This window comes from Limnochorda pilosa (assembly GCF_001544015.1).
GTDB lineage: Bacteria > Bacillota > Limnochordia > Limnochordales > Limnochordaceae > Limnochorda > Limnochorda pilosa.
In genome coordinates this window covers 2273309-2293314 of record NZ_AP014924.1, presented here as the reverse complement: position 1 = coordinate 2293314, position 20006 = coordinate 2273309, and the positions used below count along the sequence as shown (strand labels likewise).

Genomic DNA, 20006 nt, shown 5'->3' with positions numbered 1-20006 from the left:
CGCTCCCTCAGTTCAGCCGTGGATCGAGGGCGTCGCGAAGGCCGTCGCCGACGAAGTTGATGGAGAGGACGGCGACGACGATCATCATCCCAGGGGGGAGCCACAGCCACGGCATCGAACCGAGCACGCCCATGGACTGGGCGTCGGTCAGCATGTTCCCCCAGCTCGCGGTCGGCGGTTGGACCCCCATGCCCAGGAAGCTGAGGGAGGCCTCCTGGATGATGGCCTGCGCCGCCCCGAAGGTGGCCGCCACCAGGACCGGGGGGAACGAGTTCGGCACCAGGTGGCGAAGGAGGATCCGCCGGTCGGGAATCCCCAAGGCGCGGGCGGCCACGATGTACTCCTGCTCCCTGAGGCGCAGGATCTCGGCCCGTACCAGGCGGCAGATCTGGGGCCAGCCCAGGAGGCCGAGGACCAGGATCACGTTGGTGAGGCTCGGCCCCAGGACGCTCACCAAGACCAGGATGATCATGAGCGGGGGGAAGGAGAGGACCATGTCGGTGAAGCGCATGATGGCGCTGTCGACCCGGCCGCCCAGGTATCCGGCGAGCCCTCCCAGGACGATCCCCACCAGCACGTTGAGGAGCACCGCCCCCGCACCCACCGAGAGCGAGACCCGGGCCGCGTACAGGAGACGGCTGAGGACGTCCCGGCCCACGGCGTCGGTGCCCAGAAGGTGGCGCCCAGATGGCGGGGCCGAAAAGGCCATCACGTCCATCGCATGGGGATCGTGGGGCGCGATCCAGGGGGCCAGGAGGGCCGATAGGGCCACGAGGGCCAGGACCGCCAGACCGGTCACCGCCAGCCGGTGCCGGAGGAAGCGCCGGACCACCATGGCCCAGTAGCTGTCCGACGTCGGCCTCGGACCGGTCCAGGACTCGGTCGGGTTATCCTTCGCGATGGATCCCAACGCCATCGTCACTCACCTTCTACTCGTACCGGATACGGGGGTCTGCGACCCCGTAAAGGATGTCCGCGACCAGGTTCCCGGCCAGGACCATCACCGCCGCCAGCAGGTTGAGGGCCATGAGGGTGGGGTAGTCGCGCCCGAGGATGGCCTGGACCGTGAGCCAGCCCATGCCGGGCCACTGGAAGACCTGCTCGGTGATGATGGAGCCGGCGATCAACGCCGGGATCTGGAGCCCGGCCATGGTGATCACGGGGATGAGGGTGTTCCGCATCACGTGCCGGAAGAGCACCTGCATGGGGGCCAGTCCCTTGGCCCGCGCCGTGCGCACGAAGTCCTGGCGCAGCACCTCGAGGGTGCTGGAGCGGACCAGGCGGAGCATGAGGCCGAGGTTGGCCAGTGCGAGGACCGATGCGGGCAGGATCAGGTGGCTGATCCGGTCGAGCCACCTCTCGGCCCCGCCCAGGCTGACCATTCCGCCCGAGGGGAGCCAGTCCAGGTTGAGGCTGAAGACGTAGATGAAGACGAGCCCCGTGAAGAAGGTGGGCAAGGAGACGCCCAGGAGGCCCACGAACCCCGTAGAGTAGTCCACCCAGGAGTACGGTCTCACCGCCGAGGCCACACCCAGAGGAAGGGCGATCACGTAGGCGCCCACGAGGGCGGTCCCCATCAGGAGCAGGGTGGGGCCGACGCGCTCGCCCAACCGCTCGGTCACGGGCTGGTAGGTGGTGTACGAGTACCCCAGGTTCCCCTGGAGCAGCTCGCCCATCCAGCGGACGTAGCGGACGAGGAAGGGGTCGTCGAGCCCCAGGGCCTCCCGGCGCGCCTGCCGGTCGGCCTCGGTCACGTTGGGGTCGATCATGAGGTCGACGGGGTCGCCCGGCGCCAGGTTGATGATGGCGTAGTTGGCGAAGGTGATCCCGATCACGACAGGGAGCATGATCAGGATCCGCCGCAGGACGTACCGGCTCATAGGGTTGCCTCCTGCTCGATGCGTCCGACCACGAGGCTCAGCCGGGCGCCGATCTCGGCTGCGGCGGCGTGGACCTTCTGGCCGTACTGGTGAAGGCGTTCCTGGGTCAGGCGGGAGGAGGGACCCGCCACACTCACGGCCCCGACCGGCCAGCCGGCCCGGTCGAGGATCGCCGCCCCCACCGCTCGACCATCTGCATCGACGTCCTCGTCGCTCAGGGAGTATCCCAAGGCCTGTACCTGCTCGATCGCCTCCCGCAGGCGGACGGGGTCGGCGACGGTCCGCTCGGTGTAACGGGGTAGCATGGGGAGGTCGTCGATCACCTTCTGCTGCCAATCGGGCGGCAGAGCGGCCAGGATCGCCACGGGGCAGGCGCCTGCGTGGAGCGGGTAGTGCCCGCCCAGCCGGGCGGTGAGGCGGACGGGTTGGGGGCTCTCACGGAAGTCGACCATCACCCCCTCGAGCCCACGCCGGGCCACCAGGTGGATCGTCTCGCCGGTCTCCAGGGCGAGCCGGTCGAGGATGGGGGCGGCCGCTCGCACCAGCCCCATGCCCCGCTGGACGTGTCCGGCGAGGAAGAGGACGGTGGTGCCCAGGTGGTACCGCTCGGTCTGGGGGTCCTGCTCCACCAGGCCCCGGCGCTCCAGGGTCTTGAGCAGGCGGAAGACCTGGTTCTTGCTGAAGCCGAGGCGGCCGGCCAGTTCCGTCACGCCCAGATGCTCCACGTCCTCCGCGGCCAGCGCGTGGAGGAGGCGGGCGGCCTTGTCCACGCTCTGCACGATGTAGGACCGAGGGCTTCGATCGCTGCTCACACGCTGCACCTACCAGCCATCGCCAGGATCGGCGAGGATGTTATGCAGAAGCAAACACTGTTTGATCCTGCGTATTGACCGTGCATATACGACGGGGGGAAGCGATTTCCTCCCGCGTGGGGCGACGTGTTTTCAGAAGGACGGCGGACGTGGATGGGGTCCTTGCGCTAAACGGTGAAGGGTGGCCGGGATGGTTCCGGGATTCGTACGGCCGAGGCTACGCCGGCGCCCCCAGGCCGGTGCTGCTGCGGGGGTTGGGGGAAGGAGCACGCGGGCACCAGAGCCATCTCGGTGCCAGCGCTGTTGCGGCGCCGGGGCAAGGAGCACGCGGCCGCCACGGCCATCTCGATGCCCGCACGCTTGCGGGCGGGGGGCCGCGCTGGTCGCGCCGGGGCAGGGGAGGGTGCCGAACGAGGCAGCAGGGGTCGCTGAGGTGGCGGCGGGGGAGGACCGGCAAGAGGTGGGCACGAGCCAGCGGGACACGGTCCAGCCGGGCACGGAAGGGGTCGGCAAGACACAGCTTGGCGGGCAGGTGGCGGGCAAGGTGGTGAGGCTGGCCAAGCGGCAGGGGACGGTGGGGGCGGAGTGAGTGAACCGCCAAGCTGAAGATAGGAGGGAGAAGCATGAAGATCAAGAATATAAACAGAACGTCTCAGACCACGTGTGCTTGCGGTTCATGGCTGAGGACCGTACCGTCGAGGCCGCCCTCGAACAGCTGAGCCCGGAGGAGCGCGCCTCTGCAAGGAAGTCGAGGGAGCGAATCAGCTATTGGGATGCGTTAGGTCCGGGGGCACGCGGGGTGGGAGGAGGGGGTGGGAAGGAGATATGAGTGGTATGGGGCCCGCGCCAGGCGGGTGGGCTACGTCAAGCATTCGGCAGCAAGAGAGGCGCTCCATCGTTCTTTGGAAGATCTGCGGGCGAGGGAGCCTGAATTCTTCCAATAGGATCATCTGGCGCTATCTTTCTCGCCGCCGCTGGTCATTCCACTTGTTGCGCCGCGCGCTTTCCTCGTGGTATCCTGCCGGCGTGGTCACGAACGGATGTACGCATGGATGAGAGGCGACAGGCAGGGTCCCGGCTTTGTGCCCGAGCGAGCGGATCCGTTGGGTGAGTCCTTGCGAGCTCGGGGTCACAAGGATGGAGCAGGCTCGGACGAACGCGGGATCGCCCAGGAGATGAGATCCGTGCTGTACGAGGTACGCGACCCTGTTCATGGTTTCATCGTCTATGATGAGCTCGAGAGGGACCTGATCAACTCCAAGCCTTTCCAGAGGTTGCGGCGGGTCAAACAGCTGGCCCTCACCCACATGGTGTATCCAGGGGCGGTGCACACGCGGTTCGAGCACTCATTGGGCGTCATGGAGGTGGCGAGCCAACTGTTCGACACCATGATGCAGAAAGGCGGGCATGAGCTTCTTCGGGCGCTGGGTATCCGAAGGGAGGGCGAGCGGGAAAGACTGCGCAGGGTCCTCCGTCTTGCGGCCCTGCTCCACGATGTCGGCCACCCGCCGTTTTCGCACGCGCCGGAGGAAGGGCTGCTTCCCGGAGGGCACGAAGCCATGAGCGCCAAGCTGATCAGGGAGGCGGAGATTCGGGCCATCATCGAGGATCAGCACTACCGGGCAGGGATTCGTGTGGAGGAAGACATCATCCCGGTGGCGGTCGGTGTCAAGCACTCCAACGCGCGCTTGACGGCCGTGCACCAGTTTCTCTCGGAGCTGATCACGGGGGTGTTCGGAGCGGACCGGATGGACTATCTCCTCAGAGACAGCCTGCACACCGGGGTGAAGTACGGCCAGTTCGATCTCCACCGACTGATCCACACGCTGACCTTCGTTCAAGATCCGAAGACTCAGGACCCGTTCGTGGCCCTGGAGGTGGGGGGAGTGCACGCCGCCGAGGGCCTGATCCTGGCGCGGTACTTCATGTTTCAACAGGTGTACCATCATCACGTCAGGCGCATGTACGACCAGCATCTGAGGCAAGCCCTTCGTGATCTGCTGCCAGACGGGCAGTGGCCGTTGGCACCCGATGAGTATGTGGCGTGGGATGACAGTCGCGTCGAAGCGGCCATCTTCCACGAAGCTTCGGCCGGCGGTTCGCGATGGGCGAGCATCCTTGCGAACAGGCTTCATTTCAAGCTGGTGTTCGAGGCACCCGAGGGTGACATTCAGAGGTATCTGGATCAACACTCCGACCTCAGCGCTCTACTGGCCGAAAGGTTCGGGGAGGAAGTGTACGTCGACAGCCAAAACCGACCCCTCGTCCGTGACCGAGAGCTGAACGTCAGGATTCTGGGTCGCCAAGGCTTGTCTTCCTGGGTCACTGAGTCGAGAATCTTCGGGGTCCTACCTCCGCTGGCGTTCCTCAGGGTCTACGCAGATCGACGCGACGATCTGATCAAGGATGTTCGAAACGCATTGAGCAGATTTGTTGGGTGAGGTGCTTCATCAGCTACCGGGGGGGCAGCAAGCATGGTGGCGGGCCTGGTGCAGGAACGACGGTCGTTCGTTGTGGCTCTGATTCAGGAGCTGAACGACGGAGGGAGCTGGAGTGGCAGTACGCATGTACAGAAGTGCTCGTTTTTCATCCAGCACCTCTGTGGGCTACCTATGGGCTACTCCTTCGTGATCTATCACTACGGACCGTACAGCTTTGATCTCGAGGAAGAGCTGGCCATCATGCGTTGGCAGGGGCTGGTCAAGGTGGAGCCGGATCCAGGCGGCTACGGCGTCCACTACCAGGTGGGAGCGGCGTTCCCCGGCGGCGGACCTGAGATATCGGATGAGCACCGCCAGGTCATTCACAGGGCTGTGGGACACCTGGGGCAGCGGCATGTGCGGGACCTGGAACTTCTGGCCACTACGTACTACCTTCAGAAGGGGCTGGATGGGAAAGAAAGAGATGAGCCGAGCACGGTGGAGGCGGTGCTGGCTCTCAAGCCGCATTTCAACGAAGCGGAGGTGGGGGTGGCCCTTCGCGAGCTGGCGGAGCTGGAGGCGGCGCTTGGGGCCGGACAGTAGAATCGCGTGCGCGCACATCGGACAAGGCATGGAGGGTGGAGCAGGTTACCAAGGGCGTGGATCCATCGGCTCGGAGCTCTGCCGGCAGGTGGCCCGCTGCGCCCCCGGGCACCTCATCCTCCTGGGGCACGGCGAGAATAGCATCTTCGAGACCCTGGAGGAGCTCCGGACGGCCCATCCGCAGATCCCTCTGGTCACCGCCATCGCCGACATGCGGGACGAGCGGAAGGTGGAGGCCGTCTTCGCCGCGCACCGGCCGGCGGTGGTCTTCCACGCTGCGGCCCACAAGCACGTGCCCCTCAAGGAGGCCCACCCCGACGAGGCGGCGACCAACAACGTCCTCGGAACCCTCAAACTTTGCCTGACGGCGGACCGATTCGGCACCGAGCGCTTCGTGATGGCGAGCACCGACAAGGCGGTCAACCGCACAACGCGATGGGGGCCTCCAAGCGGGTGGCCGAGATGGTCGTGCAGACCATGGACCGGAGGAGCCGGACCCGCTTCGTGGCCGTCCGCTTCGGGAACGTCCTGGGGAGCCGGGGGAGCGTGATCCCCACCTTCAAGCGCCAGATCGCCGCCGGCGGGCCTGTCACCGGCACCCACCCGGGCGAGCGGCTCTTCGAGGAGCTCCGCACCGACGGCGAGAACGTGGAGCGGACGAGCCACCCCGACATCGTCCGTATCCATGACCAGGAGGTGGATCCGGCATGGCTGGAGCATGGGTTGGAGGTGCTGAGGGTGCCGGTGAGGGAGGGGGAGATGGCGGCCTTGTGGGCCAAGCGGCAAGGGGCCGGGGAGGCGGAGTGTGTAAACCGTCAACCCGGAGATAGGAGTGGAGCGATACCGCCCTCTTGGAGGAGTACACGGGCCACACCAAGGTGGAACAGGGCTTTCGGGTGTACAAGCACCCGATCCTGGCCGAGGGCATCTTTCTCAAGAGCACGCGCCGTGTGGAAGCCCTTGCGTACGTGGCCACGCTCGCCCTCGTGCTTGCCGCCTTCGTGGAAGAAGTCAAGATCCTGCGCGATGAAGAAGCGACCCCCGCGCCGAGTCACGTCCCATACTTCCCCATCGGGCTTGCCGGACGCCGCCTCGTCTCGTACGGTGTCGACATCATGTCCAAGCCCCGCCAACTCGCGAGCCAGGTCGGTGGGGAGGTTCTCGTCGATCTTAATCCTCATAGCCCCGCAGGAAGGCCGGAAACCGGCAAGTCCTCTTCGGCAGAGGCTGCCGCGAACGCGATCACGGCCCGAACGTCCTCTTCCGTGAGTGATGGGAAGGAACGAAGGATGTCTTCAACGGACGATCCTTCCGCTAGGCCCGCCAGAACCGCCGGCGAGTCTCTCCCTCCACGCGCATCCGCCGGCATGCCATACGGCTGCCTTCACGGACCGCCAGGCCCACGCATCCGCGGTTCCAGATGTCGGGGGACGACTCGCGCCAGCGAAGGCGAACGGAACGGGGCCCGGCGTCTTCATGCCCTTCCGTGTCCCTCTCCGGCCTCCCAACCGCCGCCCTCGCGGCCTCCGCCACGATCTCCGCGCCCCGGGCCGCCACCGTCACCCGGTACCACGCACCGGGTTCCCACGGGAAGGGGGCAGCGGCCAGCCGGTCGAGGAGGCCGTCTCGCTGCCTCACGATCACCAGCTGGCCGTCGGGGGCCAGGCCTGCCGCATACCAGCGCCGGGCGCCCTGCGCCCTTACGAGGACCAGGTGCCACCCTCCGTGTTCCGGTGCGATCTCGGCCTCCACGCTGGCGTCAGTCCAGTCGGGGGAACCCGTGAAGCTCTCGCCGTGGTCCGAGCAGCTCCCCACGTACGCCCCGTCCTCCACCCGCCAGGACCCCTTGCTGTACGTCCAGCCCGCCGCCGCCCCGAACGCGGCCGGCCATCCCCGGAAGCGGAGGCCGAAGCGGGCGGGCCCGCCCCAGGTCAGCTCGTCGAGGAAGAGCGATCCGTCGTAGGTCTGGGCGGGTCGGGTGCAGCGCACCTCGATTCCCAGGCGCTCGACAAACCCGTCCAGCGCGGGCACCTGCCACGCCACGCGAGCCCAGCGCTCAGGTTCCAGGGGTGTGAAGGCCTCCGCATGAATCCGCCGGCGGCGGGATCCACTCTCGGCGGCTTCGAGCACGTCGACGAAGAAGCCCGCCACCAGGCCTGAGACCGGAGCCGGGCCCCGCTCCCCTTCCGGTGCACTTCCCCGGAGCCCGCCTCCGTCACCCGGGATCCACATGTGCGCGGCCACCCGCTGGCCGGGCAGCAGGGAAGGGGAGAACCCCGGATCGTACGCCGTGTGGGTAAGGTCCGACGGTGTCGGAAGCAGGTCGAGGACCACCCGGGCAGGGCGGTGGAGGCTCAGGCCTTTCACCACGACCTTCAGTGAGCCGGCTCCGGCGGCCGCCCGCTCGTCCGTCTGGCTCACGGTCTGTGCCGCCTGTTCGGACGAGCGCTCGCCCCGCATGCTTTCTGTGGAGCCGGGCCAGTCGAAGGAGGCCCGATGCGCGGCCGCCTCGATCAGATCCGGCGTCGGCGGCTCCGTGGGATCCTCCAGCCGCTTTCCCGCTGCGGCCGTCAGCCGGGCCAGGGCGGCGATGGACCACAGGTTCCGGGCCCCCAGCACGCCGGAGCCCACCACGCGGTCCTGAAGCGGCTCCCGCCACGGCCTTGGGATCCCCTCGGGTCCCACCAGCACGCCCACCACGGCAGCCGCGTTGCCCACGTTACAGTCTGTGTCCCAGCCGGCAGCATTCGCCACGCGCAGCGTGCGGTCGAAGTCTCCTCTTCCGTAGAGCAAAGCCATGGCTACGACTGCGGCGTTCGGGATGATGTGGCAGATGCCGGGGTAGCGGTCGTACCCGTGGGTGGCCGCGATGTACGCTCGGGCCTGGTGCCAGTCGTCGGGGTGCTCACGCCAGAAGCGGTGGACGTCGTGCACCACCTGCGTGTAGCGCGCTCCGGCGGGAAGCAGCTCCAGGGCCTGGCGAACCACGTCCTCCACCGTGGACGACCGGAAGGCAAGACTCACCATGGCCGCCAAGAACCGGGCACCCACCCGCCCGTCCAGGTCGTGGGAGACGCTGGCCGCCGCATCGGCCCAGGCGGCGGCCAGCTCCGGCCGACCTGGCGCCAGCAGGCCCCACACGTCGCTGAAGATCTGGCCTCCTATCTGCTGGCTCACCACCGGGCCGTTCAGTGCCGCAGAGCCGGAGTGCGGCGCCTCCACCCCCGCCAGCAGGTTGAGGAACGCGGTGTGCTCGGTCGACACGGCGTAGCCTCCGCGCCAGATGACGCCGTGGTCCTCGGGAATGAGGTTGAGCCACCACTGCCCCAACTCGCGGGGGCCGGGCATGCTGGCGGCCGGGTTCCCGCGCAGGGTCTCGGCCACGGCCTGCAGCATCAGGACCGGATGGCTCGTGTCGTCGTCCGCGCCGAAGAGGCGGTCCATGGGCACGAGGTAGAAGCGGTCCCGCTGCTCCACCAGGTCACCGTGCGCCGCCTGGATCTGCTCGTACGTCCAGCCCTCCACCGGGGAGCCGTAGGCGACGCCCACGGCCTTTCCGAGCCATCCTCCGTAGATCCGCCGTTCCACGTCCGGGATCTGCTCCGCTACGGCCCCGTCCCGCAGAGTCTGGCCGCCCTGACCGCTCCCGTTCAACCCTTGATGCCCCCCGCCGTCATGCCCTCGATGAACTTGCGCTGCAGTGCCGCGAAGGCGGCGATGACCGGTACGACCAGGATCACCGCGGAGGCCATCATCTTCCCCCACTCGGTGACGAAGCGCCCGCTGAAGCCGTAGAAACGCACCGTGGCCGTGTAGAGCGACTCATCCTGCAGGAAGGTCACGGCCAGGAGGAACTCGTTCCAGCTCCAGAGCCCCACCACCAGCGCCACGGTCATGAGGCCAGGGGCGATCATGGGCACCAGCACCCGGGCGAACACCTGCCAGTCGCTGGCGCCGTCCACCCGAGCAGCCTCCTCCAGCTCCACCGGGATCGCGAGGAAGTAGGCCCGGAGCAGGAAGATGGAAAAGGGCGTGTAGAGCGCCGTGTAGATCAGCGCCAGCGCCGGGCGGCTGTTCACCAGGTGAAGGTGCTGAAAGATGAAGAAGAGCGGGATCAAGAAAAGCTGCACCGGGATGGTGGTGCACACCAGCAGGTAGACGCTGACGGCTGCCCAGGCCCGGATCCGGCGGCGGGCCAGGGAGTAGGCGGCCATGGACGCCACCACGCAGGTAAGGAGCACGGTAAGGCCGCTCACGACGAGGCTGTTGGTGAGGGCGGCTCCCAGGGCGCCTTCCTGCCAGGCCGCGAGGTAGTTTCCCCAGAGGAACTGCCTCGGTAGGCCGAGAGGATCCATGCTGATCTCCATGCGGGAGCGAAGCGAGTTGAGCAGCATGAGCAGCAGCGGAGCCAGCGAGAAGAGAGCCAGTGCTGACAGAACCGCATACACGAGGCCCGACGACGGGCGCGACGATCGCGTGAGCGTCGTCACACCTCCCACCCCCTGCGCTGCAGCCAGACATAGACGGCGATCGCCACGCCGCCCAGCGCGCTCATCACCAGAGCGACGGCGGAGGCCTGCCCCGCCTGGAAGGTGTGGAACGCACGCTTGTAGGTCAGGGTGGCCAGCACCTCGGTGGAGTACCCCGGGCCGCCCTGGGTGATCACGTAGATGAAGTCGAAGACCAGGAAGGACCAGATCACCGTCATGATCATCATGAACAGGATGGTGGGCCGGATGAGCGGCAGGCTCACGTGCCGCAGCCGCTGCCAGAAGCCCGCACCCTCGATGCCCGCAGCCTCCAGCAGGGATGGGTCGATCTGCCGCAGGGCGGCGAAGAAGACCACCGTCACGAACCCCCACCAGTGCCAGTTGTCCACGAAGGCCACGGCATAGAGGGCGGTCGAAGGATCCGTCAGCGGGTTGCCGCCGAAGGGGTTCACCCCGTGGAGGGAGAGCCAGCCCAGGACACCGCTCAGGGGGTGAAAGACCATCTGCTGCCACACCCGGGCGCTGATCACGGTGGCAACCACCATGGGGACGAAGTAGACCGTTTGGAAGAGGTTCCGCCCACGCCGCACCGTCAGCAGCATGCTCGCGACGACCAGACCCATCACGATGGGTACCGTCAGGAAGATGAGCATCCACTTCGCGTTGTTCGCCAGGGCACCCCAGAAGACGGGATCGGCAGACAGCGACCGGAAGTTGGCGAGGCCCGTGTAGCGCAGGGGTCCCACCCCGTCCCAGTCGGTGAAGGCGAGCACGGCCGTCAGGGTTGCGGGCACCAGGATGACGAAGACGTTCAGCAGGAGCGCGGGTGTGAGGAAGAGCCACCCTGCGATCTCGCCTCGATCCCGGGGCTTTCGGACCGCCTGCGCGGTTCGGGCCGGCATGTCGGCTGCTCGCGCGCCCACCGCTACACCTCCTGGGGTCGGGGGCCTGGAGTGCGGCTCGCAATGGAACCGTACTCCAGGCTGCCCTTGAGCTTGCTCGCTCGCCCGCGTCGGTCTATCGGGCCGGAGTGGGCGGAACGGATCCCTCCGCCAGCTCCTGCTGGAACAGCTCGTTCACGCGGTCCATGAACTGCTGAGGCGTCACCTCGCCCAGCCAGACCTGCTCGATCCCCTCCACGATGTAGCTCTCCGTCTTGGGCGGCCAGAAGGTCCACACGGTGTATCCGTAGTTGCCTCGGGCGACCGCCTCGGCCACTTCGTCGGCGTGCCGAGCGTAGCGCGGGTCGACCTTGTCCCCGAAGTCGCTCGCGTCGAGGGTGGTCACCGGTAGGTTCCACTCACCCGGCCAGTCCCGGTTCAGGTCGGTGATGACCTGCTTGTCGCCGCTGAGCCTGTCCAGCACGGCCGCAGCGCCGTCGGCGTTCTTGGCCGCCGCGTTGATGGAGAGCGTGGCGCCGATGCCCAGGTCGAAGAGCGGGTACGATGCCTGGTCGGAGAGGGCCGGCAGCGGTGCCCAGTCCCACTCCTGCCCGGTCTGGCCGAAGAAGGCGGGCATCCACTGGAAGGCCCACGTGCCGTTCATGGTCATGGCGGCCCGGCCGGTGGAGAGGAGGGTCATGTAGTCCTCGTAGGTGAGCGAGAAGTAGTCCTTGCCCAGCCAGCCCTTCTGGTAGTAATCGTTGAGCAAGGCGATCGCGTCCACGAAGACGGGCGCGTTCCAGGGAACCTTGCCCGTCAGAGCCTTGTGTATGTTCTCCGCTCCAGCGTAGTGGTTCAGGAAGACGCCCACGTAGTGCTCGTTCGCGAAGCGGAAGCCGGCATTGCCCTGCGCGAAGGGAACGATGCCCTTGGCCTGCATGGTACGAGCGAGCGCCTCGAGCTCCTCGCGGTTGGAGGGCACCTTCCAGCCGTTCTTCTGGAAGAGGGTCTTGTTGTAGAAGAGCACCATGGACTCGTACGACTTGGGCAGTGCGTAGAGATGACCCTGATGCGAGCCCAGGCTGATCATGACGGGCAGGAACCGGTCATACCAGCCGTACCGCTTGGCGTAGTCGTCCAGCGGCATGAGCTGGCCGTTCTTGATGTAGGGCAAGGCGTACGCGACCCCGTGGGTGAAGACGATGTCGGGGCCGCTCCCGGCCAGCAGGGCCGTACGGAGGCTCGAGTCGAGATTGGGGTCGAAGCGCAGATCCAGGACGTACTGGGACTGGGACGCGTTGAACCGGTCGACGAAGTCGGCGCGCAGGATGCGCTCTTGCTCCGGTGTGGCGTTCTCATACCACCACGTCACGCGTTCGGCCGCGCGGGCGGCCGGGGCGAGCATCGCCACCACCGCGGCAGCCAACAGCAGGGTCCTCAGAGTGCGCACTTCATCCACCTCCTCGTCATGTCCTTGCGTTGGTGCGCCTGGTCCCTTCGGGGGCGACGGGGAAAGCCGTGCGGGCTCGAGGTCATGCCGGTTCCTCCCGCCGCGTCTCGCCCGATGCGCCCCGGGCCAGGCGCCATGTCCGCTCCACCAGGTCGGAGATCCGGAGGGTCCCCACGCCCGCCAGAGCAACCTCCAGCGTGTCGTTGAGCGGCTCCGTCCATCTTCCGGGCAGCGCCGCGAACCCCACCAGCGCGCCCACGATGGAGCCCACCGTGGCGGCGTTGCAGTCGGTGTCCTTGCCGCACGCGGCCGCCAGGGTGATGGACGCGCTGTAGTCCCCCGCACCGTAGATCAGGGCGAGCCACACGATGGCGTCGTTGGGTATCGCGTGGACATGGGCATAGCCGCCGTAGCGCTGCTCCACGGCCGCCAGGGTGTCCTGCCAGCTCGCGCCCTGGTCAACCAGCCCCTGCACCATGCTCACGGCCTCGAAGAGGCGTGACCGGGCGGGAAGCACCGAACGACCGGCGCTCAGGACCTGGTGGAGGTCGCTTGCCACCAGGGCCTCGGAGACCATGGCGGCAGCAGCCATGGCGGAGTAGACGCCGTTCTTCCGGTGCGAGAGCACCGCGTCCCTGAAGGCCATTCGGGCCGCCTCGCGAGGCTTGCCGGGGTTTGCATAACCGAAGGTGTCCGCTCGGATCCGGGCTCCCACCCACTCCCGGAAGGGGTTGCGATACGCCCCGGCAGCCTCTGCGGGCACGCCCATCACCAGGTTTCGGTAGGTCGCCTCCTCGGCGGTATACACCCTTCGGTAGGGAAGCGTGTGGAGCCACTGGTCCGCGACGCGCGCGGTGGTGAAGCGCGCGCCGTGTCGCTCCAGGAGCGTGAGGTTGAGCACGGTGAAATCCAGGTCGTCGTCGCGGATGGCACGGGTCAGGTGCCCCCGACACGCACCGCGGACCGCGGGCGGGATCGAGAAGTCGGGGCTGGCAGCCTCGGGCACGTACGGGACGTAGTCCGCGAGCGGCCACGCCTCGGCTCGTTTCAGGTAGGCCTCGATCGCGTCGGACGTCCAGCACTCCACCGGCCGCCCGAGCATGCACCCCGCGATCCGACCGTACCAGGCCCCCGCCAGCCGGTTGACGAGGCCGCCCCTCGCAGGCACTGGCGCCTCATCCGGCGCCTGATCCGGCGCCTCACCCCCCGGCGACTCTGCCAGAATTGCGGGGAGGTCGTCGGGCTCCACGTAGGCGAAACCCCGCCTGCGGGGGGCGTGGGCGACCTTGGCCAGGAGGGTCTCCAGCTCCTCGTCGGGTGCGTGGCGCAGGCTCTCCAGACCAAGTCGGAGACCCTCCACGTCCCTGCCCTCCTGGGAGGCCTGTGCGGCCTCGAGCCTCACCAGCTCCACCAGCCGCTCATGGCTCAGGCTCGCCACGAAGTGCCGGGGTGTACCGACCACGCGCCGCCGGCCGCGTGAGCTCCTCAGCCAGCCCATGAGCTCCAGGGCCGTCAGGGCCTCCCGAAGGGAGGAGCGTCCCACGCCCAGGAGGGTCAGCAGCTCCCGCTCGGAAGGCAACGCGTCCCCGGGCTGCAGGCCGCGGTCAACGATGAAGCGCTGGACCTCTTCCGCGATCACGGTCGGTAAGGCTTCCCTGCGCATGGACTCCATCGCACCCCGGACCTCCGGAGGAGAACTTGTCTGATATGTTCTCGCGCGCGACGTTACCATGCGAGGGCAGGATTGTCAAGATCGGAGAGGGGAACCAAAGAAGGCAAAGACGAGCAGGGTGGTGCTTCACCCCGGCGGCGTCGTTTCCTTTCCCATTCCGCGCAGGAATGGCTCGACGGACGGCGAAGATCCATCTAGCACATAAGTGATGCACATACGTGAGCCTTCCAGCGCCCCGGTGGACACACGGGAGAGGAGGGGTTCCCACGGCCGAGGAACGAACCACGCTCGCCGGCGCTCGGGCCGCGGCTCGCATGGAGCGCCTCTACCAGGCCGCACGGCTCTACTACCTGGAGCGCCAGAGCCAGGCACAGATCGCCGTCCGTCTGGGGGTCTCCCGCTCCCGAGTCTCCCGGCTCCTGCAGGAGGCATGGGAGGCGGGCATCGTCGAGGTCCGCATCCGGTACCCGCATGCGGGAGCGTCGCAGGCTGCGGCCCGGGAGCTGGCGCACCGCTTCGGGCTCAAGTGCTGCGTGGTGGCGGAGGCGCCTGCAGCCGGGGATGCAAGCCTCCTGCGCCGGCGCATCGGCCAGGCGGCGGCCCGCTACCTGCAGGAGACGCTCCGCGACGGCCAACTGGTGGGGCTCTCGTGGGGGACCACCCTCTACGAGACGGTGAACAGCTTGGGGCAGGACGTGCGCCGGTCCATCACGGTGGTACCCCTCCTGGGCAGCGTGGGCCAGGCCGACCCCCGCTACCAGGTGAACGACCTGGCCTTCCGCTTCGCGCAGGCCTTCGGCGGTGCCGCGATGTACCTGCACGCCCCGGCGTACACCGACACCGAGAAGGCGGCCGTGGAGATCCTGAGGCAGCGTCAGGCGGTTCAGGTTGCGGAGCTCTGGAGAGCCCTGGACGTGGCGCTGGTCGGCATCGGCCCGTCCGTGTACCACTCTCCCGTGCTCGAGGTGGGAGGCTTCACGGAGGAGGCCCTCCTCGAGCTTCTGCGCCAGAAGGCCGCCGGTGACGTCTGCACCCACTTCTTCGACATCAACGGCCGGCCGTGCAGTCTGGAAGCCGGTCGGCGCTTCGTGGGCATCCCGCTGGACGTCCTCCGGGGACTGCCCCTGGTCATCGGCGTCGCAGGCGGTCCGGAGAAGGTGGCCGCCATCCGCACCGCCTTGGTGCATGGGTACGTGAACGGTCTCGTCACCGACCTGCGGACCGCTGAGGCGCTCCTGGCAGAGCCCGATGGCGAACCGATGGATCCGGCTCCGTCTACCCCCGGAGGGGACGCCTGATGCGCGCCGGACTGGTGGTGAACCCCGCGGCCGGGGCGGGCTTCCCCTCATGGCGAGACGCGGTGGAAGGCTTCCTGCAGCGGGCGCGGGCCTGGTTCTGGGCGGCGCCGCCCGGTCCGCTGGGGGCGGAGTGCGCGCCCTCGTCGCTGCGCCCGACCCTCCATGTGGTAGAGCTCCCCGAAGGCGCCCCCGGCGGCGGGCGGGCGGCCGCCATGGCCGCGGTCTCCGCCCTTTGCCGGCACGATCTGGACGTCCTGGTGGTCTTCGGGGGCGACGGAACCCTGGCCGACGCCGCTTTGGCCTTGCACCGGGAAGGCTTGCGGGTGCCGATCCTCGGGGTGGGATGTGGAACCACCAACGCCGGTGCCATGGTCTCTCTGCGTGCTTCCGAGGTGACCTCCCTGCCCGCCGTCCTCCCCTCGGATCCGTCCATGCTACGCGTGCACAGCGTAGCCGGTGTGGAGGCCTTCCTCGAAGGCCGGCTCCTGGGGATAGGGTTCAACGACGCCGTCGTGGGTACCACCGTCTTGGCTACCGTACACGGTCAGGCCCGGGACGTGGACGCGGCGGCCAAGCTCACGGGCAGGAGCGTGCCGGCCACGTCTCGTTCCGTGGGCACGGCCGCCGCGGAGGTGGTGGTGGAGTCCCCCGATGGGCGCCGGGGGCAGCAGGCACCGGCCGGGGCCCGACGGACGCCGGTCGCTGCGCGAGGGAGACGCCGGGTCGTCGCTCGGGGTACGGAAGTGGGCCAGGTGATCGTCGCTCCCATCGCCGGATCCTTCCGGGGAAGAGCCCTGGTAGGGGGGCTCTGCCTGGCGGAGCCCTTGGGCCTCCCAGGAGCGGTTCTGGTGACCGAACGGCCCATCGTTTCCGCCGAGGTCGACCTCTGGCGGCTACAGGACATGGAGCCCCTGGTGAGCCGGTTCGCGGGCCTTCGTGAGGAGGATCGGGTGGTCGTGCGGGGCATGCGTCCGGAAGCTGCGCTCTGTGTGGATGGCAACCCGCTCGTCCTGCTCGGCCCTGACCGGGAGGTTCGGATCCGGGTCCTCCGGCAGGCAGCGCTGCACGCCTGGTTTGACCGCATGTCTTGAAAAGGGGAGTGTTTCCGTGATGAACGACGCCGGCCTTCGCCTGCGGCTGGACCGCCTCTTCCCGCGCGGCCGGACGGTGATGGTGGCCCTGGACCACGGGCTCTTCATGGGTGCCCGTGGAGGCCCCGCCGCTCTTCCAGAGCTGGCCGGCCGCATGCTCGCTGCCGGCGCGGACGCGCTCATCCTCTCGCCGGGGGGAGCGGTGGCAGCAGCCGATCATATGCGCGGCGCCCCTCTTGTGGTGCGGGTGGACATGGCTGTGGGCCATGCCGACCCCCGTGATGCCGTGCCTCGTCCTGTGATCACCCCCGAAGGCGCGTGCCGCCTGGGGGCCGACGCGCTCCTGGCCATGGCACCTTTCGGCTGGGGCCGCGCGTCGGAAGAGCCGGCGGCGTTGGAGCGACTCGGTCTCCTGATCGATCGCGCGCACGGCCTGGGGCTTCCGGTTATTGTAGAGTGCCTTCCGTCCTCCGTGCCGTCGCTGGTGGACGCATGCCGGATCGCGGCCGAGTTGGGAGCCGACGTGGTGAAGGCCGCTTACCCGGACGACGCAGGCGAGCTGCGCGAGCTCATCGAGGGTTGCCCGCGACCCGTTGTTCTGGCCGGCGGCCCCAAGGTGCCCGACGAGGCGAGCCTGCTGCAGCAGGTCGCGCGTGCCATGGGCGCAGGAGCGGTCGGAGTGGCCTTCGGCCGCAACGCCTGGGGACATCCGGAACCGGAAGGATTCGTCGCCCGACTGTGCAGGGCCGTGCACGGGGCATCGGAGGGAGAGGTGGACCAGTGAGAGCAGCCATCTTTCGCGGGCCCCTGCAGCTTGCCGTGGAAGAGGTTCCGACACCCCAACCGCCGCCGGGTGGGGTGCTGGTGCGGACTCTGGGGGCGGCGGTCTGCGGCACGGACGTGAAGACCTACCTCCGGGGTCATCCGCTCTTCCAGCCTCCGGTCATCCTCGGCCACGAGTTCGTGGGGGAAGTGGTGGCGGTCGGCGCCGGGGCCGAGGAGAGCGGGCTGCGGGTCGGCGACCGGGTGGCTGCAGCACCGTACGTGGGATGCGGCTCCTGCCCCGCCTGTCGCCATGGCCTGGGGCAGCTCTGCTCCCGCAAGTCGGTTCCCAGCAACGGGGCGTTCGCCGAGTACGTCGCGCTTCCCCGGGAGATCGTGGAGCGGGGAATCTTCCGCCTCAGGTCCAACGACGGCGACCCCCACGCGCTCGCATCCGTTCGGGCCTACGTGCTCACCGAACCCATGGCGTGCGTGGTCCACTCTCTGGAGAAGGTGGGCGCAGGGCCCGGGAGCCGCCTGCTCGTGGTGGGGGCGGGCCCCATGGGCCTGCTCCATGTGCTGGCGTCGCTGCAGATGGGCGGCGCGGCGGTGCTCGTGACCGACCTGGTGCCGGAACGGCTCGAGCTGGCGGCGAGCATGGGCGGCCTGCCGATGGCGGCCGGCGCGACGTCCCTGGCTCGGGCGGTCGCGGAGGCGACGGGTGGAGCGGGGGTCGACGCGGCCATTCTGTCTGTCGAGGCCGCGGACCTCGTGCCGGAGCTGCTCGCCGTCGTGCGGCCGGGGGGAACCGTGAACCTCTTCGCCGGGATGGCCAGGGACATTCGGACCGCCATTGACCCCTACCACGTTCACTACCGCGAGGTCGGCCTGACCGGAACCTTCGGCTTCGACGTGTCGCACTTCCAGCGAGCCGGTGCCCTGATCCAGTCCCTCGGCCGTCGACTCGACCCGCTGCTGGGGCACACCGTCTCCCTCGATGAGATCCCCCAGGCCATCTCGGCCATGAAAGAGCGCCGGATCCTGAAGGCGGTGGTCGACGTGTGAGGTCTGGGGTCCTGTCACGTCGACGGCTTGGCCAGCGGATCGGCCATCTCGCCCAGCCCCTCGGCCAGGAGGCTGAACCTCGGGCGGGCCGCGACGCCACCGAACGTGCTGGTCATCGGGATCGCCGGCGACGTGGACAACCTGGACCCGGCCGTCACCATGACCAATCGGTCCTGGGCGGTGACCTACCCGGCGTACCGGCGGCTGGTGCGGTACAGGGTGGAGAACGGTGTGGGAACCACCGAGGTGGAGGGGGACCTGGCCACCGGCTGGGACGTGTCGGAAGACGGGCGCGTCTGGACCTTCATCTTGCGACAGAATGCCCGCTTTGCCGACGGCACGCCTGTGGATGCCGGGGCGGTCGCGTACCGCTTCCAGCGGCTCCTGGCCGTGGGGCAGGGGCCGGCCGACGCCTTTCCCACCCTGGAGAAGGTGGAGGCGCTCGACGACTGGACGGTCCGGTTCACCCTGAGCGATCCCTTCGCCCCCTTCCTCTTCACCCTTGCCAACAACGGCGCGAGCATCGTGCATCCCAAGGCGGCCGAGCACGAGCAGGACGGCGACCTGGCCCGGGGCTACCTGGCCGAGCACACCCTGGGCAGCGGGCCCTACCAGCTCGAGCGGTGGCAGAAGGACCAGCAGCTGCGCCTGGTCCCCAACCCGTACTACGACGGCCCCAAGCCGGCCTTCGACCTGGTGCTCTTTCAGGTGATCCAGGACCCGTCGGCCCGCAGGCTGCAGCTTGAGCGGGGAGACATCGACATCGCCGAGGCCCTGCCCCTGGACCAGCTCGATCGGCTCAAGGGGGCCGCGGGGGTTCGGGTGGAGGAGCATCCGAGCTTCCGGGTGACTTACCTGTACCTCAACAACCTGCGCCCGCCGCTGGACGACGTCCGGGTCCGGCAGGCGATCTCCTATGCGGTGGACTACCAGGGGCTCATCGACGGGGTGATGCTGGGCAACGCCGTGCAGATGCGGGGCCCGGTGCCCCAGGGCATGTGGTCCCACGACCCGGAGCTCTTCCAGTACACGCGGGACATGGACCGGGCCCGGGCGCTCCTGGAGGGGGCGGGGCTCGGGGGCGGGCTCACCCTGGGCTACCTGTACACCCCCGTCTACCCCGAGTGGGAGCAGATCGGGCTGGCCCTGCAGGCGCAGCTTGCCGAGCTGGGGATCCGGATGGAGCTGGAGCCGCTCGCGTACGCGACCATGCGGGCCCGGCTCGACGAGGGCGAGTTCGACATCGCCGTCGGCAACTGGACGCCCGACTTCGCCGATCCCTACATGTTCATGAACTACTGGTTCGACTCGGCCAACGGCGGCCTCGCGGGGAACCGGTCCTTCTTCAGCGACGCGCGGGTGGACCGGCTGGTCCGGCAGGCGGCCGTGGAGACGGACGTGCAGGAGCGGACGCGCCTCTACCGGGAGGCGCAGCGGATCGCGGTGGAGGAGGCGGCCTACGTCTACCTCTACCAGCAGCGGTACCAGGTGGCGATGCGGGAGGCGGTGCAGGGCTACGTCTTCAACCCCATGCTGCTCGACATCTACAACATCGACACGATGAGCAAGCGGTGAGGACCCG

General features: G+C 68.4%; 18 protein-coding genes and 1 pseudogene. 9 read left to right on the top strand and 10 right to left on the bottom strand.

Annotated features, from left to right (window positions below; genetic code table 11):
* Positions 1 to 7 precede the first annotated feature (7 nt).
* The 3 genes from opp4C to LIP_RS10085 are packed head-to-tail and all read right to left on the bottom strand — an operon-like array spanning position 8 to position 2692.
* Positions 8 to 916: an oligopeptide ABC transporter permease gene (gene opp4C / locus LIP_RS10095; RefSeq protein WP_082726148.1), complete on the bottom strand. Its 909-nt coding sequence runs from the start codon at positions 914 to 916 to the stop codon at positions 8 to 10.
* 13 nt (positions 917 to 929) lie between these two features.
* The gene (locus LIP_RS10090) at positions 930 to 1880 is read right to left on the bottom strand and encodes an ABC transporter permease (protein ID WP_068137680.1); all 951 of its coding nucleotides are present in this window, start codon (positions 1878 to 1880) and stop codon (positions 930 to 932) included.
* Positions 1877 to 2692, bottom strand: a complete 816-nt coding sequence (locus LIP_RS10085) for an IclR family transcriptional regulator (protein WP_068137677.1) — start codon at positions 2690 to 2692, stop codon at positions 1877 to 1879. Before LIP_RS10085 ends, LIP_RS10090 begins: the two co-directional genes overlap by 4 nt.
* Before the next feature lie 403 nt (positions 2693 to 3095).
* On the opposite strand from LIP_RS10085, the gene LIP_RS10080 reads away from it, so the two are divergent.
* The 4 genes and pseudogenes from LIP_RS10080 to LIP_RS19300 all read left to right on the top strand — a co-directional run.
* On the top strand, positions 3096 to 3281 hold the full coding sequence (locus LIP_RS10080) for a hypothetical protein (protein ID WP_068137672.1): 186 nt from the start codon (positions 3096 to 3098) through the stop codon (positions 3279 to 3281).
* Between the two features lie 595 nt (positions 3282 to 3876).
* Positions 3877 to 5133, top strand: coding sequence for an HD domain-containing protein (locus LIP_RS10075; protein ID WP_068137669.1), 1257 nt, complete (start codon positions 3877 to 3879; stop codon positions 5131 to 5133).
* Positions 5134 to 5166: 33 nt separating this feature from the next.
* The gene (locus LIP_RS18545; RefSeq protein WP_068137666.1) at positions 5167 to 5715 is read left to right on the top strand and encodes a hypothetical protein; all 549 of its coding nucleotides are present in this window, start codon (positions 5167 to 5169) and stop codon (positions 5713 to 5715) included.
* Positions 5716 to 5752: 37 nt separating this feature from the next.
* Positions 5753 to 6321, top strand: a pseudogene (locus LIP_RS19300) (polysaccharide biosynthesis protein); the annotation flags it as partial.
* A 209-nt stretch (positions 6322 to 6530) separates the two neighbouring features.
* Here LIP_RS19300 and LIP_RS18940 read toward each other — a convergent pair.
* From LIP_RS18940 to LIP_RS10035, 7 genes are all read right to left on the bottom strand, one after another.
* On the bottom strand, positions 6531 to 6896 hold the full coding sequence (locus LIP_RS18940) for a DUF5615 family PIN-like protein (RefSeq protein ID WP_068137658.1): 366 nt from the start codon (positions 6894 to 6896) through the stop codon (positions 6531 to 6533).
* Positions 6893 to 7084: a DUF433 domain-containing protein gene (locus LIP_RS20535; RefSeq protein WP_082726145.1), complete on the bottom strand. Its 192-nt coding sequence runs from the start codon at positions 7082 to 7084 to the stop codon at positions 6893 to 6895. Before LIP_RS20535 ends, LIP_RS18940 begins: the two co-directional genes overlap by 4 nt.
* On the bottom strand, positions 7030 to 9369 hold the full coding sequence (locus LIP_RS10055; protein WP_068137654.1) for an ADP-ribosylglycohydrolase family protein: 2340 nt from the start codon (positions 9367 to 9369) through the stop codon (positions 7030 to 7032). Before LIP_RS10055 ends, LIP_RS20535 begins: the two co-directional genes overlap by 55 nt.
* A complete protein-coding gene (locus tag LIP_RS10050) occupies positions 9366 to 10205 on the bottom strand; it encodes a carbohydrate ABC transporter permease (protein WP_068137652.1) in 840 nt (279 codons plus the stop codon). Before LIP_RS10050 ends, LIP_RS10055 begins: the two co-directional genes overlap by 4 nt.
* Complete coding sequence (locus LIP_RS10045; protein ID WP_198409493.1) at positions 10202 to 11128, bottom strand: carbohydrate ABC transporter permease; 927 nt, start codon at positions 11126 to 11128, stop codon at positions 10202 to 10204. The genes LIP_RS10050 and LIP_RS10045 overlap by 4 nt, the downstream gene beginning before the upstream one ends.
* A gap of 94 nt (positions 11129 to 11222) precedes the next feature.
* Positions 11223 to 12536, bottom strand: coding sequence for an ABC transporter substrate-binding protein (locus LIP_RS10040; RefSeq protein ID WP_068137650.1), 1314 nt, complete (start codon positions 12534 to 12536; stop codon positions 11223 to 11225).
* Between the two features lie 82 nt (positions 12537 to 12618).
* The gene (locus LIP_RS10035; protein ID WP_068137646.1) at positions 12619 to 14208 is read right to left on the bottom strand and encodes an ADP-ribosylglycohydrolase family protein; all 1590 of its coding nucleotides are present in this window, start codon (positions 14206 to 14208) and stop codon (positions 12619 to 12621) included.
* A gap of 314 nt (positions 14209 to 14522) precedes the next feature.
* Here LIP_RS10035 and LIP_RS10030 point away from each other — a divergent pair, with 314 nt between their 5' ends.
* The 5 genes from LIP_RS10030 (at position 14523) to LIP_RS10010 (ending at position 19999) form a co-directional block, all read left to right on the top strand.
* A complete protein-coding gene (locus tag LIP_RS10030) occupies positions 14523 to 15506 on the top strand; it encodes a sugar-binding transcriptional regulator (RefSeq protein WP_068137644.1) in 984 nt (327 codons plus the stop codon).
* Positions 15506 to 16597: a diacylglycerol kinase family protein gene (locus LIP_RS10025; RefSeq protein WP_068137641.1), complete on the top strand. Its 1092-nt coding sequence runs from the start codon at positions 15506 to 15508 to the stop codon at positions 16595 to 16597. Before LIP_RS10030 ends, LIP_RS10025 begins: the two co-directional genes overlap by 1 nt.
* A gap of 19 nt (positions 16598 to 16616) precedes the next feature.
* On the top strand, positions 16617 to 17381 hold the full coding sequence (locus LIP_RS10020) for a class I fructose-bisphosphate aldolase (protein ID WP_158509630.1): 765 nt from the start codon (positions 16617 to 16619) through the stop codon (positions 17379 to 17381).
* Positions 17378 to 18424 (top strand): zinc-dependent alcohol dehydrogenase, encoded by a 1047-nt coding sequence (locus LIP_RS10015; protein ID WP_158509629.1) that lies wholly within the window; start codon positions 17378 to 17380, stop codon positions 18422 to 18424. The genes LIP_RS10020 and LIP_RS10015 overlap by 4 nt, the downstream gene beginning before the upstream one ends.
* A gap of 105 nt (positions 18425 to 18529) precedes the next feature.
* Entirely contained in the window at positions 18530 to 19999 is a 1470-nt protein-coding gene (locus LIP_RS10010; protein ID WP_068137633.1) for an ABC transporter substrate-binding protein, read from the top strand.
* The last annotated feature ends 7 nt before the right edge of the window (positions 20000 to 20006 follow it).